This window comes from Shewanella maritima, from assembly GCF_004295345.1.
Taxonomy (GTDB): Bacteria; Pseudomonadota; Gammaproteobacteria; order Enterobacterales; family Shewanellaceae; genus Shewanella; species Shewanella maritima.
In genome coordinates, this window is the sequence record NZ_CP036200.1 from 2,527,799 (window position 1) to 2,554,580 (window position 26,782).

The following is a 26,782-nucleotide window of genomic DNA, read 5'->3' on the forward strand; positions in this document are numbered from 1 at the left end:
CAGGTAAATCCTGAGTTCAGATAATAAGGGCTGTGATTATGATTTCAAAATGGGCGAAACGATTTTTTCAAATGGCGGAGCTAGTTGGCTCTTGGAGTAAAGATCCCTCGACTCAGGTTGGCGCGGTGATCACTAAGCATAACCGCATCGTCTCTGTTGGCTTCAATGGCTACCCTCATGGCATATCGGACAGTGCAGAGACTGACGATCGTGATATGAAGCTACTGAAAACCTTGCACGCTGAAGAAAACGCGATTTTGTTCGCTAAGCGCGACCTTGATGGTTGCGATATTTGGGTGACTCATTTTCCGTGTCCAAACTGCGCGGCGAAGATTATCCAAACAGGTATTACCGGCGTGTATTGCCCAGAGCAAAGTCAGGACTTCTTATCGCGCTGGGGCGATAAAATCAAAATCAGCCAAGATATGTTCTTGCAAGCCGGAGTAAAAGTGAACTGGCTTCCTGTTGACGAGCTTGAATAATTATTAAATCACGTGAGTCATCGCTAACCATGTTATCGATAACGAAACTATCGTTAACTAAGTGTTAGCTCGCTATATTGTTTTATCTAAAACCGACCTAGTGTCGGTTTTTTGTTGCCTATATCAAATTAAGTAAGTGATAACAGCGCAGCATTCAATCATTCCCTAATGAGCCGTTCTAGTTTGTTAGTCGGCTGAACTGCATAAATTTACAAAGTAATTTTCCCTGTCGATTAATTAAGCAAATCACAAAGTTCAAAACTGTGAATTAGCCCCTGTAATAAAACTGTCAAAAGTACCGCTTTAGGGGTATATCTATAAATGTGTATATGCGATTAGTGTTATATATCGAGGGGTAGAAATGACTGATAACGTAAATAAAGGCCGCAGAGCGCTATTAAAAACGTCAGTAGCAGGGGCCGCTCTCTCTGGAGTGGGGTGCAGCAGCAATACTGTTGAGCCAGTAATCAAAGGTATTGAGAGTGAATTGCCAGCTAAGGCGAAATTAACAGGTACAGGCCAATGGGTTGCAACCACTTGCCAAGGGTGTACATCCTGGTGTGCTAAGCAAGCCTATATTATGGACGGCAAAGCCGTAAAAGTACGTGGTAACGTGAACTCGAAAGTGCACGGTAGTTCTAGTTGTCCGCGCGAGCAATTAGGTTTGCAGCAGGTGTACGACCCAGACCGGGTGAAAACACCGCTTATTCGTACTAACCCGAAAAAGGGTAAACAGCATGATCCTATGTTCAAGCCAATTTCATGGGATGAAGCATTAGATATATTGGCTGATAAGATCATCAAGCTAAGAAACAATGATGAATCTCATAAGTATGCACTCATGCGCGGTCGTTACTCGCATATCAATGAGTTCATGTACAAGCATTTGACCAATATGATTGGCTCGCCAAATAACATTTCTCACAGTTCTATTTGTGCCGAAGCCCATAAAATGGCGCCGTACTATCAAGATGGCAACTGGGGCTATAACCAATATGACATAGAGAACACCAAGTTTATTCTGTCTTTTGGTGCAGACCCTGTTGCCAGTAACCGCCAGGTGTCTTACTACTCAAAAACCTTTGGTGCGGCATTAGATAACGCCAAAGTTGTGGTCGTCGACCCGCGTTTGTCTGCTTCAGCAAGTAAGGCGCATAAGTGGATCCCAATCGAGCCAGCGCAAGATAGCGTATTAGCGCTAGCCATTGCTCACGTTGCCTTAGTTGAGGGGTTATGGCACAAACCGTTTGTGGGTGACTTTGCTAACAAGCAAAACCAGTTTGTGGCTGGTAAAACTGTTGATGCAAAAGCGTTTGAAGAGCGCTATACCCATGGTTTAGTTGATTGGTGGAACCTTTCTCTCAAAGATTGCACGCCGCAGTGGGCTGAAGAAATCAGCCAAATTCCAGCAGCAACCATTATTGCGATTGCACGTGATATGGGCAAAGCCGCGCCAGCGGTACAGGTTTGGACTTCACGCGGTGCAGTCATGCATACCCGTGGCACTTATACCGCGATGGCTTGTCATTCACTCAATGGCTTATTCGGCGGTATCGACAGCAAGGGTGGTTTGTTCCCTGGCAACAAGATTAAGTTGAATAAGAAATTCCCTGACTCTAAGCCGTATCTAGATGATATTGCTAAAAAAGGCGTTAAACATACCAAGATTGACCAGCGCGGTACGCTTGCCTTCCCAGCGCTTAAGAAGGGTAAGTCTGGCGGCGGTGTGGTAACCAGTAACGCCGCTAACGGCATGTTGTCGGCTGACCCATATGACATCAAGGTATTACTGGCTTACTTCAATAACTTCAACTTTTCTGCGCCAGAAGGCCAACGTTGGAACGAAGCGTTAAGCCAAGTTGATTTCATGGCACATGTGACCACCAATATTTCTGAGTTCAGCTGGTTTGCCGATCTCATTCTGCCTGCTAATCATCATATGTTTGAAAAGTGGGGCGTGCTTGACTCGATTGGTAATGGTATTCACCAGGTATCGGTGCAGCAACCGTCGATTAAGCGTCTATGGGACACCAAAGACGATGAGTCAGAAATCCCATATTTGCTTGCTAAGAAGCTAGCCGATAAAGGCTTTGATAAGCCTTGGCGTTACATCAACGAGCAACTACTTGACCCTGAAACGAAGCAAGCTGCTAAAGATGAGCGCCAGTTTGGTGAGTTGTTAGTGAAGTACGTGACTTACCCACTTTGGTCTGATGCTACCGGTAAATACGGTGAGGCAATGACCTCCTGGAAGCAGTTTACCGATGCCGGGGTTTGGAACAGTCATCCGTACAAGTATCAAGCGCGCTGGGGCAAGTTTAAAACCGAGACCAAGCAGTTTGAGTTTTACAGTAAAACCTTACAAAAAGCCCTATCTAAGCACGCCAAGAAGCACCACGTCAGCATCGACAAGGTGATGGAAGTGTGTGACTACCAGGCGCGCGGTGAGCTGGCGTTTGTGCCTCATTATGAAGAACCTTACCGCTTTGGTGACGTAACTAAATTCCCGCTATTGCTGGTGGATCAAAAGTCACGCTTGAGCAAAGAAGGTCGCTCAGCAAATACCCCTTGGTTCTACGAGTTTAAGGATGTTGACCCGGGTGATCTAGCTGGTGTCGACTCAGCCAAAATCAATCCAATTGATGGTGAGAAGTTAGGCATTAAAACTGGCGACAAAGTGGTCATTGCTAGCCCAGTAGGTGAAGTCAGTTGTACTGCCGTGCTGTGGGAAGGGGTTCGTCCAGGCACAGTAGCGAAGTGTTTTGGTCAAGGCCACTGGGCTTATGGCCGTAATGCGTCAGCGGTATTTGGTCAGCAAGAGCGAGGAGGCTCTAACAATGACCTGATTGCCGATAGGTATGACAGGCTAAGCGGCGCGTCTGCTTTCTATGGTCACATTCGTATTAACATGAAAAAAGCCTGAGGTAATTGATTATGAGACTCGGAATGGTAATTGACCTACAAAAGTGCGTAGGCTGCGGCGGCTGTGACTTAGCTTGTAAAGCTGAAAACAACACTGCTGATGGAATTAAGTGGTCGAATCATATCAATACAACTGAAGGCCGTTTTCCTGATGTGAAGTACAGCTATATCCCGACCATGTGTAACCACTGCTCGAATGCTGCGTGTGTGGAAGTGTGCCCAACAGGTGCTATGTACAAGGATGATCGTGGCTTAACCTTGCAAGACAACGACAAGTGTATTGGTTGCCGTAAGTGTGAGCGAGTTTGTCCGTATGGCGTGATTAGTTACAACAAGCAGGTGCCGCATCGCAATTGGCAAGATGATGAAGCACTTGTCGCCGGAGCAACCGCTTCACCTAAAGCGCTGGTTAAGCAAGCGAATGCCAAGGTGTTCCCTTATATGAACCCAGCGCGTGGCGATACTTACCCAGCTACGCGTCCACGTCGCACAACTGAGAAGTGTACCTTCTGTGACCACCGCTTAGACCAAGGCTTAAGCCCAGCTTGTGTGTCGGCATGTCCCGCAGGCGCTCGTGTGTTTGGTGATTTGGACGACCCGACTAGTGAAGCGTCACGCATGCTTAAGCTTAATAGCGCGCAGCAGCTGAATCTAGAAGCCAACACTAAGCCTAATGTGTACTACATTCGCAGCTTTAACGTGAAGAGTATTTACTAGGTTTTTTGCATTGGCTGATGATTTTGCTGATTAGAGTTAACGACAAGGACGTCTAACTTTAGCGGCTAAGAGTAATGCGTTAGCTGCAAAAGTTTGAATAACGTTTTGGGAGCAAGGTGGGGCATATTGCTAAGGCTATATGTCCCATTTTCTATGCTTGATGAAAGGGTTAGCTACCGCAGCAAAGAATGTTTGGTCTGTCTGCGCTTGGGCCGACTTTTTCTAGCTTAGTCATGGCATCGGCAATTAACTGGTGATTGCCGGCATAGGTTTGGTTTACCACTTCTTGCGCCCATTCAGGCAATTCAGGGTTAATTGAATAGTAGATCCATTGCCCTTCACGGCGGTTAACGACCACACCATTGGTTTTTAGTAATGCAAGGTTACGGGAGATCTTTGGCTGCACTTCGTTTAATGCTTCAGTAAACTCACACACACATAGCTCGTTCTCCGCTTTCAGCATCATAATAATCGCCAAGCGTGAAGGATCAGACAGGGATTTGAACAGGCTAATTGGGTCGAGTTGCATCATACGAGTCATCTAATTAACAAATTTTGCGCTAACAATATGCCCTTTGGGCATTGGAGTCAATTTGTAGCCGCTGCATTTACATTTTTGCTGGAAACTAGGCGCCAATAAGCTTGCTTGAGTGCTGTTTAAATAGCAGTCGTATTATGCGGCTGATGACGATGCTCAGAGTGATGGACAAAGTCAGGCTTGCTAGCCCAAAGCTTGCAATTAACCACGGGCTGCGATGATCAGCCAATGTTTGCCAGGCAAGGCCAATTAACCAGCCCATAGGCACGACATGGATAAAGTAAATAGCAAAGGCGTGGTCGGCGCACAGGCTTAACAGGCGTTTAGTTTTTGGTTTGGCTTGTCGCCTAGCTAGTTGCTTCGGCGTTTGATTTGATTGCTGCCGGGTTGGCTGATGCCAGCTGTGCAGCCAATGAAGTATTAACAGTGCGAGCAAACACTTTTGCAGGTAGTACAAGCTCTCGCGCAAGCTGAAAAAGCCATAGCTCCAAGTATCAACCAGATAGCCATAAACAAGTGCCAAACTAGATATCACCACTATGGTGAATATTGGCATTTGATAGCGTTCAATTAGCGTTAACGTCGCTTTATAGTGACTGCCGATAATCATCCCCAGCAAATAGGCACCACTAAAATACACAAAGGTCTGCGGCTCAATAAAGTCTGGAAACGGGCTGCGAGTAATGACTAACGGCTGTAAAGTGAGTGCGAATGCGACAACAATGCCGCGAGGCTGCGTAGATAACTTATTTAATAACCACTGAAATAGTGGCGTTAGCGCAAACAACACCACTAATACAGGGATATACCAGTATTGAATACTCGCCTTTCCGACCAGTAGGTTGTTCAAATACACCTGCAACATATTGGCGTCAGGGTTATCGGCGCTGACATATTGCCAGTACATGGCGGTCATCACCGCACTCATTACTATATAGGGCAGTACTACCTTTGAGAGTTTTTGCCGGTAGAAGTGACGCCAGGGTTTCCGGTGTAGAACCTGAGTAAATAACAGCCCTGAAATGATGGCAAAGAATAGGGTTGAGCCGTGAAACAGCATCTCGGTGACAGCAAATACCCACTCTAAGCTGTCATCTAATTGGCCGGTCCAAAAAATCGCAAATGACCAGGCGTGCGCAGCCACTATGGTAATAATCGCCACACCACGAAAACTATGAAGATGTTCGATACGTTGTTGTGCTGACATAGCGAGTCCATTGCCTTTGCCAAGGTGGTATAAAAGGGATAACTAATGTTGTGGGTTATTTAAGCAGGCATCAAGAGCAAAAGGCCTGCATACGAATGCAGGCCGATATACCTTAGCGGGAAACAACAACGAGAAGGTGAGTGAGGCTAACTCGGTTTATTGATGCACCAACTGACCATTTTTGACCACATTAATGCATGGGTTTACGCCAAAGCTGTAGGCGAGCTCTGCTGGTGAGTCGATGTCCCATAAGCAAAAATCTGCTTGCATACCTAGCTTTAACTGACCGACTTTATCTTCCAGCCCTAGCGCTTTTGCCGCATTCACAGTCACGCCTGCGAGTGCTTCTTCCGGCGTTAATCTAAATAGCGTACACGCCATATTGAGCATCAACTGGGTTGAGCATAACGGTGATGAACCAGGGTTAAAGTCACTGGCGACCACCATAGGCACCTTATGTTGGCGTAGCAGCTCAATCGGTGGCAGCTTGGTTTCGCGTAGGAAGTAAAAAGCACCGGGCAGTAATACCGCGCAGGTGCCGTTGTCGCTAATAGCTTTGACACCTTGTTCATCAAGGTACTCGATATGATCGACCGATTTAGCCCCTAGCTTAGCTGCCATTTCAGAGCCGCCAATGTTAGACAGCTGCTCGGCGTGCAGTTTGATTTTAAGTCCTGCCTGTTTTGCTGCTGTTAGCACCTTTTCAGTTTGTGCTAAGTCAAAAGCGATGCCTTCACAAAACACATCCACGGCATCGGCAAGGTCTTGCTCAATCACCTTCGGCAGCATGTCGTTAATCACTAAATCGACATAAGCATCGGCGTTATCTTTATATTCCGGTGGAATGGCGTGAGCACCTAAAAAGGTGGTTTGCACATCCACATGGTGGTGCTTACCAAGCTCGCGAGCGACACGCAGCATTTTTAGTTCAGTGTCGGTATCTAAGCCGTAACCCGACTTTATCTCAACCGTTGTGACCCCTTCTTTACCTAGGGCATTTAAGCGTTTACGGGCAGACTCAAACAGCTCAGCCTCATCAGCCTCGCGGCAGGCTTTAACCGTTGAAATAATGCCGCCGCCAGCACGGGCAATATCTTCATAGCTAGCTCCGTTAAGGCGCATTTCAAATTCATTGGCGCGGTTGCCTGCAAATACTAAATGGGTGTGGGCATCAATTAAGCCTGGAGTGAGCCATTTGCCTTTGCCTCTGTAAACAGGAGTTGACAAAACATCGAATTCTGGCAGCTGAGCGCGTGGGCCTACCCAGGCAATTTTACCGTCTTTTACTGCCAGTGCAGCATCGGTAATTGCACCGTAAGCTGTTGATAAATCTGTGTCCATGGTGGCGATATTGATATCTAACCAGACCTGATCCCACGACATAGCATCCCTCAATTCGTTGTTGTTTTTGTCGCCAATCACCATACTTGTTTTTACTTGTATATACAAGGTAGGATGTTTAATCATTCATCACCGCTAGCTTGGTTATATCTGCTGGCAAGAGTGTGTTACCAACAAGGAGAGCGAGCAATGGTGTTGGCAAAGTTTGCTGAAATTAAACAGTTTATTTTAGCAAAAGTAGAGTCAGGTGAATGGCAAGAGAACCATCGAGTGCCGTCTGAAAATCAGCTAACAGATTTGTTTGCCTGTAGCCGCATGACCGCGCGCCGCGCTTTGACTGAGCTGGTGGAAGCAGGGGTGTTAACTCGCACTCAAGGTTTAGGCACTTTTGTCGCAGGGCTTAAGTCGCAATCGTCCTTATTGAGCATTCGTAACATTGCTGATGAGATTAAAGAGCGTGGCCATGGCTATAGTGTTGAGCTCCTAGAGCAAACTGAAATTATCGCCATAGCGCCAATTGCCATTGCTTTGGGATTAGAGATTGGCGCTAAGGTGAGCTACTCATTAATCGTTCACTGCGAGCAAAGTGTGCCGCTGCAAATGGAGGAGCGCTTTGTTAACCCAGAGTTGATCCCTGATTACCTTGCACAAGATTTTAGCGAGCAAACGCCCCATGAATACTTATCTAAAGTTGCGCCGTTAACCGAGGCGCGTCATACCGTTGAAGCCGTAATTCCGAGTGAGCAAGTCCAGCAGCATCTGCAAATTGAGGCCACTGAGCCTTGTTTGCAAGTGCTTCGACGCACCTGGTCACGCCAAGGAGTGGTGAGCTTTGCACGGCTGGTACATCCGGGCAGCAAGTTCCGCCTAGGCGGCCACTTAACGTTTAAGCGCTAGCGCTTAATAAAGATTAACTAGGCAGCTCAAGGAGAGCTGTTAGACATTGCATAAATAATAGCAACGGAGCAATCAGCAAAGATTGCCCTAATAACAACCGAAAAGGTGATTTAGCATGAGTACAAGACACGACCCAAGCCGCAAGATTATTGCACCCCATGGCAGCGAGTTAAGTTGTAAAAGTTGGTTAACTGAAGCGCCAATGCGGATGTTAATGAACAACTTGCACCCTGATGTTGCTGAGCGCCCAGAAGATTTAGTGGTATATGGCGGCATTGGCCGTGCAGCCCGTGACTGGCAAAGTTATGACAAGATCGTTGAAGTACTGCAGCGTCTAGAAGACGATGAAACCCTACTGGTGCAATCGGGCAAGCCAGTTGGTGTGTTCCGCACTCATGCTGATGCACCTAGAGTGCTGATCGCCAACTCAAACCTAGTGCCGCACTGGGCAAACTGGGAACATTTTAACGAGCTAGATAAGCAAGGGTTGGCGATGTACGGCCAAATGACCGCTGGTTCGTGGATTTACATCGGCACCCAAGGCATTGTTCAAGGTACTTACGAAACTTTTGTTGCTGTGGCCAAGAAACACTTTGGCGGTGATGCAGCAGGCAAGTGGATTTTAACCGGTGGTCTTGGTGGCATGGGCGGCGCGCAGCCACTAGCTGGCACCATGGCTGGTTTCTCGGTACTGGCCTGTGAAGTTGATGAAACTCGTATCGATTTTCGTCTGCGGACTCGCTATGTCGACAAAAAAGCCCATAGCCTAGATGAAGCGCTAGCTATGATGGATGAAGCCAACAAAGCGGGTAAGCCTGTATCTGTCGGGCTATTAGCCAATGCAGCGGATGTATTTACCGAGTTAGTTGAGCGCGGCATTACTCCAGATGTGGTCACCGACCAAACCTCAGCCCATGACCCATTAAATGGTTACTTGCCACAAGGTTGGACCCTCGAGCAAGCGGCAGAGTTGCGCCAGCAAAATGAAGCTGCTGTGGTTAAGGCGGCTAAAGAGTCGATGGCAGTGCAAGTGAAAGCCATGCTAGCGCTACAAGCAAATGGCGCTGCGACACTCGATTATGGTAACAACATTCGCCAAATGGCGTTTGAAGTGGGTGTTGAAAATGCCTTTGACTTCCCAGGCTTTGTGCCTGCTTACATTCGCCCACTTTTCTGTGAGGGTGTCGGTCCATTTCGCTGGGCGGCGCTATCTGGCGACCCTGAAGATATTTATAAAACTGATGCCAAAGTTAAAGAGCTGATCCCAGATGATAAGCATCTGCATAATTGGCTTGATATGGCGCGTGAGCGTATTGCCTTCCAAGGCTTGCCTGCACGTATATGTTGGGTGGGCTTAAAAGACCGTGCGCGCCTTGCGGCAGCATTCAATGAAATGGTTAAAAACGGTGAGCTGTCTGCGCCGGTTGTGATTGGTCGTGATCATCTTGATTCTGGTTCAGTAGCGAGTCCGAATCGTGAAACTGAGTCTATGCTCGATGGCTCTGATGCTGTGTCTGACTGGCCCTTACTTAACGCCTTACTAAACACGGCAAGCGGCGCAACCTGGGTGTCTCTGCACCATGGCGGCGGCGTAGGTATGGGCTTTAGCCAGCACTCGGGTGTGGTGATCGTGTGTGACGGCACTGATGCTGCAGCCAAGCGTGTTGAGCGTGTGCTGTGGAATGACCCAGCAACGGGCGTGATGCGTCATGCTGATGCTGGCTATGACATCGCTAAAAGCTGCGCTAAAGAGCAGGGCCTAGATTTACCTATGATGGAGGCGAAGTAATGGCTAAGTTATCGCTTACCCTGGAGCCAGGGACATTATCGTTAGCGCAGCTGCGCCAAGTAAGCCGTCATGGCGTGACAATGAAACTTGCTGATAGCGCGATTGCGAACATCAACTCAAGTGCGGAGCTGGTACAAAATGTTATCCGCGAAGGTCGCACTGTTTACGGCATTAATACCGGCTTTGGCTTGCTAGCTAATACTAAGATTGCGCCTGATGACTTGCAGTTGCTGCAACGCTCCATTGTGTTGTCTCATGCCGCAGGTACCGGTCAGTACATGCAAGATGAAACAGTGCGCTTGATGATGGTATTAAAGATCAACTCGCTAAGCCGCGGCTTTTCAGGTATTCGCCTTGAAGTCATTGAGTTTCTTATCTCGCTGGTTAACGCTGGCGTGTACCCTTGTGTGCCAGAGAAAGGCTCTGTCGGTGCATCTGGTGACTTAGCGCCACTATCTCATATGTGTTTGCCACTACTTGGTGAAGGCGAAATGAGCTACCAAGGGCAAATTATCAGCGCGCAAGAAGGACTGGAAATTGCCGGGCTTAAACCGCTTGAGCTGGCTGCCAAAGAAGGCTTAGCACTACTTAATGGTACTCAAGCATCGACGGCATTAGCGCTTGAAGGCTTATTCAACGCTGAAGACTTATTCGCATCAAGCTCAGTCGTTGGCGCTATGAGTGTTGAAGCGGCAATGGGCAGTCGTAGCCCATTTGATGCACGTATTCATGAGGCTCGTGGTCAGCAAGGGCAAATCGACTCAGCTGCTATTTTCCGTCACTTATTAGGTGATGAGTCGCAGATTAGTCTAAGTCATGTTGATTGTGAAAAGGTGCAAGATCCTTATTCGCTGCGCTGTCAGCCACAGGTACTAGGGGCATGTTTGACCCAAATTCGTCAGGCTGCTGAAGTACTGGCTGTTGAGGCCAATGGCGTTACCGACAACCCGTTAGTATTCCAAGATACTGGCGACATTATCTCGGGTGGTAACTTCCACGCAGAACCTGTTGCTATGGCAGCAGATAATCTGGCGATAGCCATTGCCGAACTTGGCTCGATTGCTGAGCGTCGCATTGCGTTATTGATTGATTCAAGCCTTTCGAAATTACCACCATTTCTGGTGGATAACGGCGGGGTAAACTCAGGCTTTATGATTGCTCAGGTAACTGCGGCTGCGCTTGCTTCTGAGAACAAAACTTTTGCTCACCCAGGCTCGGTAGATAGTTTGCCGACCTCAGCAAACCAAGAAGATCATGTATCGATGGCAACCTTTGCAGCCCGCCGCCTGCGTGACATGAGTGATAACACTCGCGGCGTACTTGCTGTTGAGCTGCTAGCGGCTGCGCAAGGCTTAGATTTTAGAGCGCCATTAGAGCCGAGTAAGGCTGTGGCTGCAGCGAAAGCTGAGTTACGTGAGCTAGTGGCGTTTTACGACAAAGACCGCTATTTTGCGCCAGATATCGACAACGCGACCGACTTACTCAACACGGCAAGCTTTAATCAATACTTACCAGCGCATATGCTCGCTAGCTTTTAGTACTAGATATTGCGCTAATAACGCTTAAGTTAATTACTAAGCCTCAAAATGAAAAACGGCGTCGATTGAGACGCCGTTTTTGTTAATGCGATTTAAACCAGTACATAACTACATGGTAAAGCCAAAGCTAATAACCGCTGACTCAGTACGAGTGTCATAGCCGGCGCCAATCATAAACGAGTTAGCGATACGGTAGCGTAGACCCGCCTCTGCACCCCAGTAACGGTCATTGCTTCGCTCCCATACTGGTTCACCACCTTCAATCAATGGCACGATATTATTGGTGGTGTTGGTTTCATAGACATAGTTGGTTGCACCAAAGTAAATGCTGAAATCTTCGGTCATGCTATAGCTAACACCAAAGCGCCACATGTATTCTTGAATGTAACCTTCACTTGGCTCTTGTAGTTCTAGATCGGTTTTTTGACCTTTAGCATAACCAATGTAATAGCCCCAATCTGCGTAGTCACGGTCATAATGCCTAGGAGCAAGGGTTACGCCATACATCTTGCTTGGAGTATTCACGTAATCAAAAAGAAGCGCCACTGCAGGTTGATAACCTTGTTGGTCATCATTAGCCTTAGCGTTTGGTACTGCAACTAGGCAAGCGAGGGTGAGCGCGACAACTAAAGAATAATATTTCATGATTGACTCCCGTTCTTAGTTGCCCGTATTGTTAATGCATCACTGAAACTGGTCAAATAACGACAAGGAAAAACGAGCTAAAATAAGGGCTTGTTGAGTGCTTGTTACGTTGCAGTGCACGCTTGTTATTTACTGTGGCGGTTTTTGCTAATGATATTCGGTTTAAATATTTCCATAAAAGGAACCCGATTGTGAATACAGATCTTCGTGTCGAGTTAACCTCTTGGTTAACCAGTATCGGCATAAATGCCCAACCTTCTGATTTACTTACCACAAGCATCATTATTGTTGTATGCCTGATAGTTGCAGCTATCAGCTATTACTTAACCCACCGCTTTGTCGTGCATGGGGTTAATTTAGTGATCAAACGCAGCGCTGTACAGTGGGACGATGTGTTTGTTAGTCATGGTGTTTTTGAGCGTTTGGCGCTTTTTGTACCTGTGTTGCTGCTTGATTTAGTGGTACCAATTGTTCTAACTGAGCATGAGTTACTGAGTACATTTTTTGACCGTGGTTTAAGTGCGCTGCTGGTTTTTGTAGCGATTCGCGCGGCGTTTGCCGGCTTAAATGCGGTTGATGATATCTCTGATATCAATCGAGTGAATCGCCGCATTCCAGTGAAGAGCTTCGTGCAGCTGATCAAACTGTTTATGTTTATCATAGGTTTGATTGTGGTGGTGGCTATTTTGTCTGATAAATCACCCGTTTATTTCTTTAGTGGTTTAGGTGTTGCCACCGGTTTAGTGATGTTGGTGTTTCGCGATACGATTTTGGGCTTTGTTGCTGGTATTCAGCTAGCGGCTAACCGCATGGTGAGTAAGGGCGATTGGATTCAGATGGATAAGTATGGCGCTGACGGCGAGGTTACGGACGTCACCTTAACTACCGTAAAGGTACAAAATTGGGATAAGACTATTACCATGATCCCTGCTTATGCGCTGGTTTCAGATGCCTTTAAAAACTGGCAGGGTATGTCGCTTTCAGGCGGTCGCCGCATCAAGCGTTCAATCAATATCGACATTAGCAGCATCGGATTCTTAACTGAGTCAGATATTGAGCGCTTAGGTAAAGTTAATTGTTTGAAGCAATACCTGCCGAGCATCATCGCAGAGATTAGTGCAGATAACGCTAATGTGGCTGATGCTGAGTTAATGATTAACGGTAGACATTTGACCAATATTGGCACCTTTAGGGCTTATTTACAGGCGTATTTAGAGGCGCACCCGAAAACTCATAAAGGTATGACGCTAATGGTACGTCAATTAGCGCCGACGGCTGAAGGTGTGCCAATTGAGCTGTATATCTTCACTAACGATACTGTGTGGTTTAACTATGAGAGCATTCAGGCAGATATTTTTGACCATATTTTTGCCATCTTGCCAGAGTTTGGCTTACGCGCTTTCCAGCAGCCATCAGGTAGTGATTTTGGTGCGTTAAAGCCTAATTGAGAAATTAGCGCCTAATTAGGCCAACTATTAATCTTCAAGTTTAAAGGTCGGGATCTGTTTGGGATGCCGGCCTTTTATTTGCCTGAAAAATGTCATCAGCTGCTCCATATCGGTCTCAATGTTTTGAGTAGGAGTAAAGCGCTCACCTAAGACTATGGTTTTGCGTGCAAAGTCGAGCCCTACAGGAACAATATCGATATTGGCTTTGACGGCAATATGGTAAAAGCCAGTCTTCCAACGCTTAACTGGGCTACGGGTGCCTTCAGGAGCAAGCGCCAGCTTGTAGTTGTCATGTTGCTGGTAAAGCTGGGCAACAGCATCAACGAGATTGTTATGTTTGCGGCGATCTACTGGGCTGCCACCCATGGCGCGAAACAGCCAGCCCCAAGGCGGTATAAATAGCTGGTGTTTACCCAAGAAATGAATGCGTACACCTAAAGCGCTGCGGCCTATTATTCCGATGATGAAGTCCCAATTACTGGTGTGTGGCCCTACAGCCATAATGCAAGGCTTGTCAGCGTCTAGCTCGCCCTCAAAGCGCCAACCCATTAGTTTTAAAATAAATCGAGATAGTGCAGTCATCATAGTTTGAGTCCATTTTTCCAAGTACTGCTCCAATTGATATTAGGAATGCCTGCCAATTTGGCTAAGCACATACTTGGTTTTAATGATATTTTTATGTGGTTATAAGCTGTTTTCCTATACTCTAATCCAAGCATGAAATGCTATTTTCGACAACCTAATTGTGGGAGTAAGCCATGAAGTATTGTTTAGCGATTGGCCTATTTATGTATGCTTGTTTTGCCAGTGCGCAACCAGTTGAGCAAATTCAATCCTTATTTCAAAAGCAAACTCAGGCTTGGAATCAGGGCGATGTTGACGATTACATGCAAAGCTATTGGCGCTCAGACAAGCTGCAATTTGTAAGCCGTGGTGAGCTGGTTTATGGCTGGGGTGAATTGTATCGTCGTTATAAGAAAAGTTACCCTAACAAAGCCGCCATGGGTGAGCTTAGTTTTGATATTCAAAGCGTTAAATCGCTGTCGGATAATTCAGCATTAGTGACTGGGCAATGGACGTTAGCGCGAGATAAAGACCAGCCAACTGGCGCATCGACCTTACTCGTTGAACGCATTGATGGTCAGTGGCTGATCACCCATGACCATTCGTCGGATTAATTTATCTGAGGCTAGCGGTCGCTGCGAGTATGCTGATTATATTTATGCAATTAGTGCAGCGCTGGCTCGTCAAACTCACTGATTTTTTTGACCTCACCTAAGATGGCTTGTTCAAGCTCAGCCTCAGATTTCATGCGAGTGAAATCAAGTTTCATTCGTTGCTGTTTTGGTAAAGCCTTACGCGCTTCTTTAATCGGGTGTGACTCAATGAGTCTGTAGTGTTTAAACAGGTTAGGGTAGTCGTCTTGCACTTGCTCTGACATTGATAAGGCATCAAACAGTTTACCTATGCGCATTACGCCTTCAGACAACTCGCAGCGCTCTTCTAACATGGCGCTAGCGATGTAACGAATATCGGTCAACACGCTTTGGCGGCGTTCATGTGCTAGCTTTTGTTGCTCAGCTTGAGCTTGTTGCTGTGCCTGGGTTTGACGTTTAAGCTTTAGCAGTAAATAAGCAGCGTAGCCGCCGAGTGCCACAAGGATGAGAACGGCAATAACAATAACGAATGTAGACACACACTTTCCTTTTTATGTTGCGCAAAAGCCCCTGCGAATTTGCCTATAGACACAAGTCCCGCGTAATACACGGTAGCTCAAATTGGAGACGCTAGTTTTGATGGCTAATTTTACTGCACAAGTCGCGCTTAAGATACTGCTTGCCATAGCTAGATATGAAAAAAGCACCCTTTAGGTGCTTTTTCTATGAGTAATTCTGACTAAGCTTAACTACAACTTAGTCCTTGTACATGTTTAGCAGATCTTCACCACTTTCAAAGCGGTCAAATAATTCATCATCGCTAGCTGGCTTGCGGGTTTCGACTTCTGGCTCAGACTCGTCCATACCTAAGCGCTTCATCAGCTGCTCAATGGTATCTAGCTGTTGATCTAACCAAGCTTGGTCGGTGTCACTTAGGCTGCGACCTTCTTCAAGCATATCAAGTAGCTTGTTTAGTCTTGGGTCTTCCTCAAGCTTTAGTAGTTTCTGCTCGTCAGTGAGTTTTGGTTGTTTAGCTTTTGGCTTTAGTGGCTCAGTAATACTGCTTGGCAAGGTTAAGCTAACTGGCTTTTTGCTGCCATGGCGTGGGTCTTGGCTTGCAGATGCCGCATTGTTAGCGTTTTGCGTTTTCAGCAGCGCTTCATTGTGGCGATTGCCTGACTTACGTCCTGAATCTTTCTTTTTGCCTTCAACCTGTTTGCGGTCGGCTTTTTTTACTCGTGGTGCGCGCTTTGCCGCGTTTTCACTAACTTTGCGAGTTTTTCTGCTGCGAGCCATGGTGCTGTATTACCTTGATCAATCAAATTCTATAAAGACTTAGTATCGTAGTACGAGGTGCAATACTAAATCGGGTTGCGCTTTATATCAGATTCTGATGGTTTTTGCATCAAAATGAAGTCCTTTGAAGCAAATAATAGATCAAAACCACTGACAGCGGCCATATATTCAAAGGTTGCTTGCTGATAGAAACTCACATGAGTCGGATTGGTTTTATAGTGCCACTTAGCAAATTGGTTGAGGTTGCTCAGTAGCGGAGTGCTGATTGCTAACCAGCCACCAGGGCGCACAAGCTGTGACAACAAGCGCCATTCTTTTTGCGGGCTTCTAAAGTGTTCAAACACACGGTAGCAGCAAACAAAATCATAGTCTTGTTTGAGTACCTCTGGGTTGGCTGCAAAAAATGGATCGTATTGATTTAAGGTGTGCCCTGCAGCATTAATTTCGTCAATGCTGTTTTCATCTAACACCCGACCAAAATTAAGGCCAGTAAGATGAGTTTGAGGTTGTTGCTGAGTAATTTGCGCTAATAGTGGGAATACAAATTGTGAAAGTTGCTTTTGCTTGGCGGCCTTATTGGCCCGTCCATAGCGTTGGCGTTCAACGTTCGGTAGAAGATGAGAGCTTGGCGCAGCGAATACAAGTCCGCAATGTAGGCATAGGTAAAAAGCACGCTTTTTGTCTTGGATGAAAAAGTCAGCTTGGTGGCTACAAAGAGGGCAAAGGCTCATGAACGACAGCAGTATCCAATCGGCAGGTGGGTAACTTCAGTATATCGACAATATTCAAAGTTAAACAAGCTCTAAGCTTTTAATTTTTAGAACCTTATACCAATTGGGATAAATAAGTGATCAGATATTACGCAGGAAAAATCGTTTAGAACAAGGCAGAAATTGCAGCTAGCTAGTTGCTCTACCTACAAAATTTCTAACGAAGTTATAAGCCCTTTTTTCCAGTAAAAAGTAACCAGTAAGAATGATCACATTCTTGTGCTAATTGGTATTAGTGACTTGGCAAATATTGAAGTAAAAAAAAGGTGGCTGTAAACAGCCACCTTACGGTCGGTACAAGTAGTACCTTATTCTGATTCCAAGTTTCCGTACTTGCTATGCGACTTTCCCGGTCGGATCCTTCTTTTTTTTAGCGCTTTCCGTGCTATTAGTTAGTTATCGGTCTTCTTTGACGCTTTATTAATGTCTGTTGCCTTCCTGACCACAGTTTCCGTAGATGGTCTCAATGACTCATCACTATCCAAGTGTCTCCATGACGTAAGTAAACCATCCGTGTATCAAGATCTTCCAGTGATAACAAGCATCCAGCGAGTGCATCCTCAGCGTTAGCATCCAATGCTGCAATTTGAATCCTTCAAACTGCTATCCGTTAGGCTTATCACCTCTGTTGCGTAAGAAAGTGCTAAAAAGCGAGGCGACCAAGATTAGTCTATGTCTTACAATTTCTAATGACCGGGATTTCAAGGTGAAATCGCTACTCGTTATTATTATTAGTGAGTGGTCTTAATTATATTATTGTTATTAGTTGACTTTATTCTTATATCTTAAATGTTAAGTAGCCGAAATCTGTCTAATAGCGTTTATTTTTATTGGATAAACAGTTGGGTTCATTTCGGTACGGGGCTATTTAACCCCAAAAGCGTGATTGATGTCAAGAAAGAATCTTTAGCACTTGACGTAAACGTCAACTTGCTGTCAAAAAGAAAGGGCAATTAATGCCCTTTCTTGTTTGGATTCTATACCTAGATGTAGCTACTTAATGCTTGATATATATTTAGATAATGCTTCGATATCAGCGTCAGATAACTTTTTACTTACATCTTGCATCATGCCGTTTAAGTCGTTGTTACGATTTGTATCGCGGAACTTCGTTAGCTGAATTTTTAAATAATTAGCATGTTGACCGCTCACTTTTGGGAAGCCTGCAGCTTCAGTTCCGTTGCCGTCAGGGCCGTGACATGCGATACAAGCAGTGATGCCGCGAGCTGCATCGCCTGTTTTGTATAGTGATGCGCCTAATGCTGGTACATCTGCAACGTCAACAGTAGATTGAGTTTGACTAGCGTAAAATGCTGCCAGGTCGGCAATATCTTGCTCGGTTAATGTCATTGTCATACCGCCCATTACTGGGTCCATACGACCTTCTTTACCGCCTGTTTTCATTGCTGCTTGAAAATCAGTTAATTGCTTTGCTAGGTAATTAGCATGTTGACCAGCGATTTTTGGATACATATCGATCATGCTGTTGCCGTCAGGCCCGTGACAGGCGGCACAAAGTGCTGATTTAGCTTGGCCAGCTTCAGCATTACCTTCTACAGCCATAGCAGGTGATGACATGGTGGCGAGTACAGACAGCGCAAGAGCTAACTTTTTCATGGCGTTCCAACTTCTTGTTAATTTATTGTCCTGAGCTTACATGGTTAAGCTGTAAGCGTGGTAAAATAGTCGTCCCAAGCCATTCATCCTCAAAGCGCTGTATTGGCGCAATGCCAAACAGTAACGCACACATTATTGTAGCTTGGGGTTATAATGTGATCAGGCTAATATTTTACACGAAAATGTGGAAAAGACAGCATTTGTTAAACATTTATACATATATAGCTATTTTTTGTAATTTAACTGGAGCAAACAGTGTCAGAATCTCGTATTGACTTTCGCCAAGCAAAATTTTTAATTAGTGCCCCAGATATCGCCCATTTAGACGAATATTTGCCGGGTGATGTAGGTGTTGAGATTGCGTTTGCAGGTCGTTCAAATGCGGGTAAATCAAGTGCATTGAATGCCTTAACTGAGCAGAAAAACTTAGCTCGCACCAGTAAAACGCCTGGTCGTACTCAGTTGATTAATGTGTTTGCTTTAGACGATGACCGCCGTTTGGTTGATTTACCGGGATATGGATTTGCAAAAGTACCACTTGCGATGAAAAAGAAGTGGCAAGCGGCATTAGGTGAATATTTACAGAAGCGTCGATGCTTAAGTGGTGTAGTGGTATTAATGGATATTCGCCATCCACTCAAAGACTTAGACATGCAAATGATTGAGTGGGCAGTGGCGAGTGAAATTCCTGTTTTAGCCTTGCTAACTAAATCAGATAAATTGGCGCAAAGTGCCAAGATGAAAGCGGTAAACAAGGTGCGTAAAGAACTGGCTGATTTTGGCGATTGGGTGAAGGTGGAGCCGTTTTCATCAACTAAAGGAACAGGTAAACCTAAAGTGCTAGGCATTTTAAATCAGTGGTGTCACCCAGATTGGTTGCTGGAGCAAACGCAAGAACAAGAGTAATGAGCTTGTTTAGATAAACAAAGAGGCTGACCATAAGGTTGGCCTTTTTGTTTTCGGCCCTAAACCATCCCCCGACTTCAGTAGGTGGTTATCATTCGATTTGGCTTTGTCTGTAAATTCTAGCTTTTTCCATATCTGGCAGCTTTGATTATTTGCTCACGTCGCAATGACATTTAAAGCACGCAGCAAGCACATCCCCCCTCTTTATTTCACAAGAATGCTCGACGAAAACATCCATGTTTTCAACAGCTTTAAACGTCACCACAAGTATAGATCATGAAGGTTAGTCAGAAGAGGCTGTACCAAGTTAGGCGGTGGTAATGAAATCTAGCGTAGGCAAGCATGAATTTCAGGCAAAAAAAACCGACAACCATAGGCTAGGCTGTCGGCAAATAAAAATTAGCTCTTTTGGGGAGAAGCTAAAATTCAACAAGACTCAAGTGCCACCATAGTGGTGACCCTCAACGACTATAGAATACTCGTTTGCTAATCTTATTTAAAGTATTTGCTCTAATTTTTTAACTTATGATTGAGATTAATCGTTTCTATTGAGGAAATGAGTCAGTTTCTCGAGCGGTGATTACTGTTTTTTAAGTGCGAAGTTTTGCTAATTTGCCAAGGTTTTCTTAATAGTTGGCTAGATTAAGAAAGGGTGGCTTGGGTGAATAGATTGCTAGCTGAAAAAAGACATAAAAAAACCCCAGCAACTTACATTGCTGAGGTGCCTAATTTGGCGCACTATTGCTAGTGAAATAAAGGTTTTTAAGATTGAACATCTTAACCTCTGTACCCTACGCAGAGAATATTACTTTATTTATTCTTAAATAGAAAACAGTATTTTTGTTTTGTGATGAATAATGTGATTTTTCGCACAAAAGGTGGTCATTTTTTGCACTTTAAGTTGTTTAAAGCATAAAAAAGCACGCATGAGCGTGCTTTTGTAGATAAGCTGTTTTCTATTTAAAGCTAATAATACACTTTGTACTTAGAATTTGTTGCTGACAATTAGTGAGCTTGCTGCCAGTTGTCACCAATACCAGCTTCGGCTAGCAATGTAACATCCAAGCTCGCGGCTGCGGCCATTAGCTCACAAACCTTAGCTTGTAGGCTGTCAGCTTTGTCTGCATCGACTTCAAATACCAGCTCATCGTGAACTTGCATTAGCATGGTGATCTCGCCGCTGGTGTCTTGTTCAATCCAGTTAGCTACGCTAATCATTGCCTTTTTAATAATGTCAGCAGCTGTACCTTGCATTGGCGCGTTAATCGCAGCGCGCTCTGCGGCCTGACGGCGCATTGCATTGCGATCTTTAATATCAGGTAGATACAAGCGGCGGCCAAACAAGGTTGATACATAGCCAAGCTCAGCAGCTTCAGCGCGAGTGTCTTCCATGTACTTTAGTACACCTGGGTAGCGCGCAAAGTAGGTGTCGATGTACGACTGAGCTTCTGCGCGAGCAATATCAAGCTGCTTGGCCAAGCCAAAGGCAGACATGCCGTAAATCAAACCAAAGTTAACCGCTTTAGCGCGGCGGCGTTGCTCACTAGTCACTTCTTCAAAGTGAACGCCAAATACTTCCGCAGCGGTCGCGCGGTGAATGTCTTTCCCTTCAGCAAAGGCGCTAAGTAGGCCTTTGTCTTGCGATAGGTGCGCCATAATACGCAGTTCAATTTGCGAGTAGTCGGCGGCCAGAATCTTTTTACCTTCAGGTGCAACAAATGCCTGGCGAATACGGCGACCTTCTTCGGTGCGAATTGGAATATTCTGCAGGTTTGGCTCACTTGATGACAAACGACCTGTAGCCGCATTGGCTTGGTGGTAACTGGTATGTACGCGGCCAGTAACAGGGTTGACCATTAACGGTAGCTTGTCGGTATAGGTGCTTTTTAGCTTAGATAAACTGCGGTGCTCGAGAATGATCTTTGGCAGCGGGTAATCGAGTGCTAACTCAACTAACACTTCTTCTGAAGTTGATGGTGCACCTTTAGGGGTTTTCTTGATAATCGGGTAGCCAAGCTTTTCAAAGAACAAGCCTTGTAATTGCTTAGGTGATGCTAGATTGAACTTCTCGCCTGCAATCTCATAAGCCTTTTGCTCTAATTCATCTAGCTTTTGCGCAAGCTCCTGACTGTGCTGACTTAGCAACATAGAGTCGATGTAAACGCCATTACGCTCAATATCTGACAAAATGTTAATCAGTGGCAATTCAAGCTCGGTAAACACCTTGGCAAGCTCGCCTTGTTTCTCAAGACGTGGCCACAGGTGTTGATGCAAACGCAGGGTAATGTCAGCATCTTCGGCTGCGTATGGGCCAGCAGTTTCCAAGTCGATTTGATTAAAGGTAAGCTGCTTCGCACCTTTACCGGCAATCTGCTCAAAGCTAATGTTTTTATGCCCTAGATATTTAAGTGCTAAACCATCCATATCGTGACGCGATGCTACAGAATTAAATACGTACGACTCCAACATGGTATCGAATTGGATACCTTTAAGCTTCACGCCTTGATTGGCAAGAATACTGATGTCGTATTTAAGGTTTTGGCCTACTTTAGCTGGTTTGTCAGCCTCTAAAATAGGGCGCAATTTATCAAGCACTAGCTGCTTGCTTAACTGCTCTGGCGCGCCTGCGTAGTCGTGGCCGACTGGTACATAGGCTGCTTTGCCAGCTTCTACGGCAAACGATAATCCCACTAGCTCAGCTTCCATATAATTGAGGCTAGTGGTTTCAGTATCTATAGCCATTAGCTCTGCCTGGGTTAATTTTTCAATCCAGGCATCAAGCTCTGCTTCAGTAACAATGGTTTGGTACTCAGTTTCTATATCTGCCTTTGCACTTGGGGCTTCTTCTGACTCAGTTGCAGTCGTTGCAGCGCCAGATTTGTTGTCTAATACTTCTGCTAACCAGCGCTTGAACTCCATCTCGCCATAACAAGCCACTAGCTCGTCACGGTTTTGTGGTTGGATTTCTAGTTGCTGCCAGGTTTGTTCTAGCTCTACATCGAGTTTAATGGTAGCAAGCTGGTACGACAGTTTGAGCAGCTCGGCGTTGTCGTTGATTTTCTTTGGCATCGATTTAGCACCACGGAAACCGGCATCGACAACGGCATCAGGGTTAGCCAGCAGGGTATCGACACTGCCAACGCTAGTCAGCATGGCAAGAGCGGTTTTCTCGCCCACACCCGGCAGGCCAGGAATGTTGTCAGCTTTGTCGCCCATTAAGGCTAGGTAATCGATGATTAACTCAGGGCCAACACCAAACTTGGTGGTTACCTCTTCAGGACCCATAATGGTGTCGGTCATGGTGTTAATTAGGGTGACATTGTCGTCAACCAATTGCGCCATGTCTTTATCGCCAGTGCTTATTAGTGTTGCACGGCCGTCTGCACTTGCTTGACGAGCAAGGGTGCCGATAACGTCATCTGCTTCAACGCCTTCAATGGCAATCAGAGGCAAACCTAGCGCACGGATAATGCGGTGTAGCGGCGCAATTTGGCTACGCAGATCATCTGGCATAGGTGGGCGCTGGGCTTTGTATTCGCTGTACATGTCGTTACGGAAAGTCTTACCCTTAGCGTCAAATACCACAGCGACATGACTTGGGTTGTAACGAGAAAGTAGGCTTCTAAGCATGTTGACAACGCCATATACGGCACCGGTTGCTTCACCCTTAGAGTTGGTTAAATGTGGCGGTGCATAATAAGCACGGTAAAGGTATGAAGAGCCGTCGATTAGTACCAGTGGGTTGTTTGGGATCGTTGCCATAATGGGTCTTTCATCGTCATTCAAAAGAGGTGCTATAGGATGACATTATCGCTTTGATTGCTCAACCTTGATTCGCCGTTGTAGGCCTGTGGAAATGCATGCGTATAGGATGAGATTTAGCGGTATGAGCTAGGTTAGATAATGGTGGCAGTTGCTTGTTGATGAAAACTGATCTGATCCGATCGTTATGTGGGTGATCCTATTGATAATAGTAAGATCTCAGGCACAGTAAGTTGACCAACAGCCTGTGGATAAGTCTGTTAGTTAAAACCTGTTAGTAGAAATTACTTTTTCGACATAGTGCAAGCGCAAAAGTATAAATCACTGTTTTTTATTGTATTTTTAAAATAATGTGAGCTGAGTGATGATCTTTGAAAAAAAATAATATATGTGGACTTTTTCAAAGTAATCAGATATGACACAAACATAGAACGGCGATCGGTGTGATTGTTATCCCTAACAAAAGTTGGTCAAATTTTGCAAGACTTAATCGAAATGAGTTGCAAAATATTGTCACTTCCCTGAGGTAACAGAGAGTCGATCTCACTGTTGATTTTTTCGTCACATTATTTCGAGCAACTAAGTTAGCATGATTGGTTCTCAGATCAATAGTTTTGTTTGTTTTTTGTTAAATTAATTTTTGAGCTCAAAAAGGATATGGAGTAACAGCATGAAAAAGGTAGCAGTTTTACTAAGTGGTAGCGGTGTTTTTGATGGGGCAGAAATTCATGAAAGCGTTCTGACGCTACTGGCAGTGGTTAAAGCTGGCGCAAGTTATCAGTGTTTTGCCCCTGACATTGCTCAGCTACACGTAGTGAATCATTTAACCGGCGAGGTTGATGAAGGCGCTTCACGTAACGTGCTAGTTGAGGCTGCTCGCATTGCTCGTGGTGAAATTAAAGATGTGACTAACCTAGAGCTTGAAGAGTTCGATGCACTGATTGTGCCTGGCGGCTTTGGCGCAGCGAAAAACCTATGTAACTTTGCCTTAAACGGCAAAGACTGCACGATCGCTCCACAAGTGGAGCAGTTTATTCGAGAGTTTGCTTTAGCTAGCAAACCTGTAGGCATGATGTGTATTGCGCCAGTAATGGTGCCACTTATTTACGGTGAGAATGTGCAAGCAACCATAGGTACAGATATTGATACTGCCGCTGCTGTGAATCAAATGGGCGCGACACATGTGGATGCAAACGTTGATGAGATTGTTGTGGATGAAGCAAACAAGTTAGTGACAACACCTGCCTACATGTTGGCGACTAATATAGCCGAGGCGAATGAGGGAATCGAAAAATTAGTCAAACAAGTGATCAGCATGGCTTAGTTAGTTTGATGCTTTAAGCTGTCAAAAATGCGGCAGGAGTTACTCCCTAGCCGCATTTTTATTGGTTTAGCGTTAGTGAAACAGAACGCTAGTTGTCACCATATAAAGCATTGATTTTTTCAGCGGCTTTAGTGCCTGCAAGTTTAGTGTCGACTAAAGCTAGGTTCGCCCCAGTACTCTTACCCATAGGCGGTGAAAATGACAGGCGCTTGTAGTCGTCACTTAAAGTTTGCCAACGGATCTTATCGTCACGAGACTCATGGGGATAGAAGCCAACCGTAATCGCATTGTGTAGACTCGCAACGTGCAGTGGCCCAGTTGAGCCAGCAATCATCACATCGGCGGCGACCAGTGAGCGTGAGAATTCGGCGATATCTTTAATGGGTTTAGCTGGTAAGGCATCATGCTGCTTGTCTTGCAGTTGCTTGGCTACGGTATCAGCAAGTTGCTCTTCGCCTGGGCCAAATGTGACTACAAATTTGAGTTTGTGTTGGCATTTTTGCGCTAGATTGTCGGCAATGTCGACAAACTGAGCGGGCGATAATGAGCCTTCTGAGCCGCCACTTCCTGGGTGGATAAATACCATCAGTTCATAATTGGTTTTGCCATAGAATTCTTGCCACTGCGGCTTTTGCTCAGCGATATCCCACAGCCTTTGGTGGATGTCGGCAGGCGGGATATGGTGCTTACATAAGAAGTACTCAATATGATCAGTACAGTAGCGCCATTCTGGTTTTAGGCAGGCACTGCGATTTAATGGTGCTCTGTGGGTATAAAGGTACTGAAACCACTTGCGACGTTGGCCTAGGCGGTAAGGAATATTCGCTTGCTTAACAACTTGCGCCATATGCTTATGGCTATGCATGATCAAAGCTGCTTGATAGTTTCTTTGTTTAATCGTATCAACTAGTTGAGGGTCGTCTTTACGGTAAATCAACAGGTTGTCTATAAAATCAAACTGCTTAGCCAATGGCTCAATAATCGGCGACACAATAACGTCAATTTGCGCATCAGGAAGTGAGCGTTTTAATAATGAAATAGCTGGTAATGAGTGACAAAAATCGCCCAATTTATCTACCCTGACTACGAGAATACGTTCCATATTTCAGATGCCTCAAATTAAAAAACTCTTTATACCTTGCTCTAGGTATTTACACAATTAGCCTGGGGCTATTGTTGCCATAATCGTGTGCTATACGGGCGATTTCGCCATGTTTTGGTTAATCGCTGTGTTGCTAATGTTTGATGTGGCGAGAGTTACGTGAGTCGATTCGCGCTTGCAATAAGCCAACTGCTAAGCCGCCAATATGGGCGCCATTTGCCATGGAAACACCGAGAATATCGGTAAAGCCTAAAACCAACCAAATGATCATAAAGCCCATGTAAGAGTCTGGCAGGAAAATACCACTTTGGGGACTGCGTTTACCCATGAGATAGCTATAGCCAACCAGTGCGTATACCACACCAGAAATACCTAAAAAGTTAGGGCCAGACACAAAATACTGCACGATATTTGGCAAGGTGCCAGCAACCAACAACAGTGTGAGTAACGGCATAGTGCCGAGTCGGTTTTCAATCTTGCCACCAAGATACCACCACCACAGCAGGTTAAATACGACGTGCATGATGGAGCCGTGCATCAAGCTTGGAGTGAACACTCGCCAAATTTGCTCAAGGTCTGCGCCAGGCACCGCATTGAAGAATGATAAAGCGCTGTAGACTTGATTACCAAAGCCTAGATTCATCACTGCAAATAGCAGGACACATACTGCAAATATGACCAGCGTAAGTGGGCCTGCACCTGTGATAAATTGCGCAGCTAAGCCTAACCCGCCAGAACCATAGTCGAATTTAACCCCGGCATCGCCATTGTCCCATGATGCCTGTAGATATTTAGGATCGTTTGGATTTTTGATGAAAAGTTCAAGTTCTTCGCTCGCACGAATTAAGTCGGTTGAATTGGCTAACACTAGCTTCACACCTTGCTCAACTGGCATGGCGTGGCAGCTGATCCCTAATCCTGCAAGGTAATCGATAAATGCCTGCGCCATTCGCGCATTTGGTATCACTCCAAGTTCTATCATGCGTGAGCGCTACTCCATGCAGTGAAGCCACCATCAAGGCTATAAACATCATCAAAGCCTTGCTCAATTAAGTAAGTGGCAGCGCCTTGACTGCTTATACCGTGATAGCACACCACGATTAATGGTGCGTCCATGTCGGCATCGGCAATGAAATGGGCGATGTTTTCATTGGTTAGGTGGGTTGCACCTTGAATGTGCCCTTGTGCAAAACTTGCGGCATCGCGAATATCCACAATTTGCAGGTCGCTTTGTTCGGCTTGCATGTGAATAAGTTCATTGATGGATAAGTGTTTAAAGTTAGACATTGCGGTTACCAAAAGGGCTTAAGATTTATGCAGATTA

At 45.5% G+C, this 26,782-nt stretch carries 23 protein-coding genes; 10 read left to right on the plus strand and 13 right to left on the minus strand.

Features of this window, described 5'->3' with window-relative positions; genetic code table 11:
* Positions 1–38 precede the first annotated feature (38 nt).
* The 3 genes from EXU30_RS10790 (at position 39) to arrB (ending at position 4,121) form a co-directional block, all read left to right on the plus strand.
* The gene (locus EXU30_RS10790; RefSeq protein ID WP_130599937.1) at positions 39–482 is read left to right on the plus strand and encodes a dCMP deaminase family protein; all 444 of its coding nucleotides are present in this window, start codon (positions 39–41) and stop codon (positions 480–482) included.
* Positions 483–843: 361 nt separating this feature from the next.
* Entirely contained in the window at positions 844–3,405 is a 2,562-nt protein-coding gene (gene arrA, locus EXU30_RS10795) for an arsenate respiratory reductase molybdopterin-containing subunit ArrA (RefSeq protein ID WP_130599939.1), read from the plus strand.
* Positions 3,406–3,416: 11 nt separating this feature from the next.
* Positions 3,417–4,121, plus strand: coding sequence for an arsenate respiratory reductase iron-sulfur subunit ArrB (gene arrB, locus EXU30_RS10800; RefSeq protein ID WP_130599941.1), 705 nt, complete (start codon positions 3,417–3,419; stop codon positions 4,119–4,121).
* 169 nt (positions 4,122–4,290) lie between these two features.
* Here the strand turns inward: arrB and EXU30_RS10805 are convergent, their stop codons facing one another.
* The 3 genes from EXU30_RS10805 to hutI all read right to left on the minus strand — a co-directional run bounded on the left by EXU30_RS10805 (position 4,291) and on the right by hutI (position 7,249).
* On the minus strand, positions 4,291–4,653 hold the full coding sequence (locus EXU30_RS10805; RefSeq protein WP_242620196.1) for a metalloregulator ArsR/SmtB family transcription factor: 363 nt from the start codon (positions 4,651–4,653) through the stop codon (positions 4,291–4,293).
* A gap of 94 nt (positions 4,654–4,747) precedes the next feature.
* Positions 4,748–5,866, minus strand: a complete 1,119-nt coding sequence (locus EXU30_RS10810) for an acyltransferase (RefSeq protein ID WP_130599945.1) — start codon at positions 5,864–5,866, stop codon at positions 4,748–4,750.
* A 156-nt stretch (positions 5,867–6,022) separates the two neighbouring features.
* Positions 6,023–7,249, minus strand: coding sequence for an imidazolonepropionase (gene hutI / locus EXU30_RS10815; protein WP_130603423.1), 1,227 nt, complete (start codon positions 7,247–7,249; stop codon positions 6,023–6,025).
* A gap of 147 nt (positions 7,250–7,396) precedes the next feature.
* Here hutI and hutC point away from each other — a divergent pair, with 147 nt between their 5' ends.
* The 3 genes from hutC (at position 7,397) to hutH (ending at position 11,431) form a co-directional block, all read left to right on the plus strand.
* The gene (hutC, locus tag EXU30_RS10820; RefSeq protein WP_130599947.1) at positions 7,397–8,104 is read left to right on the plus strand and encodes a histidine utilization repressor; all 708 of its coding nucleotides are present in this window, start codon (positions 7,397–7,399) and stop codon (positions 8,102–8,104) included.
* 115 nt (positions 8,105–8,219) lie between these two features.
* Positions 8,220–9,893, plus strand: a complete 1,674-nt coding sequence (gene hutU, locus EXU30_RS10825) for a urocanate hydratase (RefSeq protein ID WP_130599949.1) — start codon at positions 8,220–8,222, stop codon at positions 9,891–9,893.
* Positions 9,893–11,431: a histidine ammonia-lyase gene (gene hutH, locus EXU30_RS10830; RefSeq protein ID WP_130599951.1), complete on the plus strand. Its 1,539-nt coding sequence runs from the start codon at positions 9,893–9,895 to the stop codon at positions 11,429–11,431. The genes hutU and hutH overlap by 1 nt, the downstream gene beginning before the upstream one ends.
* 108 nt (positions 11,432–11,539) lie before the next feature.
* Here the strand turns inward: hutH and EXU30_RS10835 are convergent, their stop codons facing one another.
* Positions 11,540–12,076 (minus strand): TonB-dependent receptor, encoded by a 537-nt coding sequence (locus EXU30_RS10835; RefSeq protein WP_130599953.1) that lies wholly within the window; start codon positions 12,074–12,076, stop codon positions 11,540–11,542.
* A gap of 191 nt (positions 12,077–12,267) precedes the next feature.
* Here EXU30_RS10835 and EXU30_RS10840 point away from each other — a divergent pair, with 191 nt between their 5' ends.
* A complete protein-coding gene (locus EXU30_RS10840) occupies positions 12,268–13,524 on the plus strand; it encodes a mechanosensitive ion channel family protein (RefSeq protein ID WP_130599955.1) in 1,257 nt (418 codons plus the stop codon).
* Positions 13,525–13,551: 27 nt separating this feature from the next.
* Here the strand turns inward: EXU30_RS10840 and EXU30_RS10845 are convergent, their stop codons facing one another.
* A complete protein-coding gene (locus EXU30_RS10845) occupies positions 13,552–14,109 on the minus strand; it encodes a lysophospholipid acyltransferase family protein (RefSeq protein ID WP_130603425.1) in 558 nt (185 codons plus the stop codon).
* 173 nt (positions 14,110–14,282) lie between these two features.
* On the opposite strand from EXU30_RS10845, the gene EXU30_RS10850 reads away from it, so the two are divergent.
* Positions 14,283–14,702 carry a YybH family protein gene (locus EXU30_RS10850; RefSeq protein WP_130599957.1) on the plus strand — a complete coding sequence of 140 codons (420 nt, stop codon included), beginning with the start codon at positions 14,283–14,285 and terminating at the stop codon, positions 14,700–14,702.
* A gap of 50 nt (positions 14,703–14,752) precedes the next feature.
* On the opposite strand, the gene EXU30_RS10855 is transcribed toward EXU30_RS10850, so the two are convergent.
* From EXU30_RS10855 to EXU30_RS10870, 4 genes are all read right to left on the minus strand, one after another.
* The gene (locus EXU30_RS10855) at positions 14,753–15,220 is read right to left on the minus strand and encodes a DUF2489 domain-containing protein (protein WP_130599959.1); all 468 of its coding nucleotides are present in this window, start codon (positions 15,218–15,220) and stop codon (positions 14,753–14,755) included.
* Positions 15,221–15,437: 217 nt separating this feature from the next.
* Positions 15,438–15,977, minus strand: coding sequence for a Der GTPase-activating protein YihI (yihI, locus tag EXU30_RS10860; RefSeq protein WP_130599961.1), 540 nt, complete (start codon positions 15,975–15,977; stop codon positions 15,438–15,440).
* Between the two features lie 65 nt (positions 15,978–16,042).
* Positions 16,043–16,708 carry a class I SAM-dependent methyltransferase gene (locus tag EXU30_RS10865; protein ID WP_130599963.1) on the minus strand — a complete coding sequence of 222 codons (666 nt, stop codon included), beginning with the start codon at positions 16,706–16,708 and terminating at the stop codon, positions 16,043–16,045.
* Positions 16,709–17,740: 1,032 nt separating this feature from the next.
* Positions 17,741–18,364 (minus strand): c-type cytochrome, encoded by a 624-nt coding sequence (locus tag EXU30_RS10870; RefSeq protein WP_130599965.1) that lies wholly within the window; start codon positions 18,362–18,364, stop codon positions 17,741–17,743.
* A gap of 255 nt (positions 18,365–18,619) precedes the next feature.
* On the opposite strand from EXU30_RS10870, the gene yihA reads away from it, so the two are divergent.
* Positions 18,620–19,270 carry a ribosome biogenesis GTP-binding protein YihA/YsxC gene (yihA, locus tag EXU30_RS10875; RefSeq protein ID WP_130599967.1) on the plus strand — a complete coding sequence of 217 codons (651 nt, stop codon included), beginning with the start codon at positions 18,620–18,622 and terminating at the stop codon, positions 19,268–19,270.
* Between the two features lie 1,005 nt (positions 19,271–20,275).
* Here yihA and polA read toward each other — a convergent pair.
* Positions 20,276–23,032 carry a DNA polymerase I gene (gene polA / locus EXU30_RS10880; RefSeq protein ID WP_130599969.1) on the minus strand — a complete coding sequence of 919 codons (2,757 nt, stop codon included), beginning with the start codon at positions 23,030–23,032 and terminating at the stop codon, positions 20,276–20,278.
* Between the two features lie 670 nt (positions 23,033–23,702).
* Here polA and elbB point away from each other — a divergent pair.
* Positions 23,703–24,356, plus strand: coding sequence for an isoprenoid biosynthesis glyoxalase ElbB (gene elbB / locus EXU30_RS10885; protein WP_130599971.1), 654 nt, complete (start codon positions 23,703–23,705; stop codon positions 24,354–24,356).
* Between the two features lie 88 nt (positions 24,357–24,444).
* On the opposite strand, the gene EXU30_RS10890 is transcribed toward elbB, so the two are convergent.
* From EXU30_RS10890 to glpE, 3 genes are all read right to left on the minus strand, one after another.
* Positions 24,445–25,458 (minus strand): glycosyltransferase family 9 protein, encoded by a 1,014-nt coding sequence (locus EXU30_RS10890; protein ID WP_130599973.1) that lies wholly within the window; start codon positions 25,456–25,458, stop codon positions 24,445–24,447.
* Positions 25,459–25,591: 133 nt separating this feature from the next.
* On the minus strand, positions 25,592–26,440 hold the full coding sequence (gene glpG / locus EXU30_RS10895; protein WP_130599975.1) for a rhomboid family intramembrane serine protease GlpG: 849 nt from the start codon (positions 26,438–26,440) through the stop codon (positions 25,592–25,594).
* Entirely contained in the window at positions 26,437–26,745 is a 309-nt protein-coding gene (glpE, locus tag EXU30_RS10900) for a thiosulfate sulfurtransferase GlpE (RefSeq protein WP_130599977.1), read from the minus strand. Before glpE ends, glpG begins: the two co-directional genes overlap by 4 nt.
* Between the last annotated feature and the right edge of the window lie 37 nt (positions 26,746–26,782).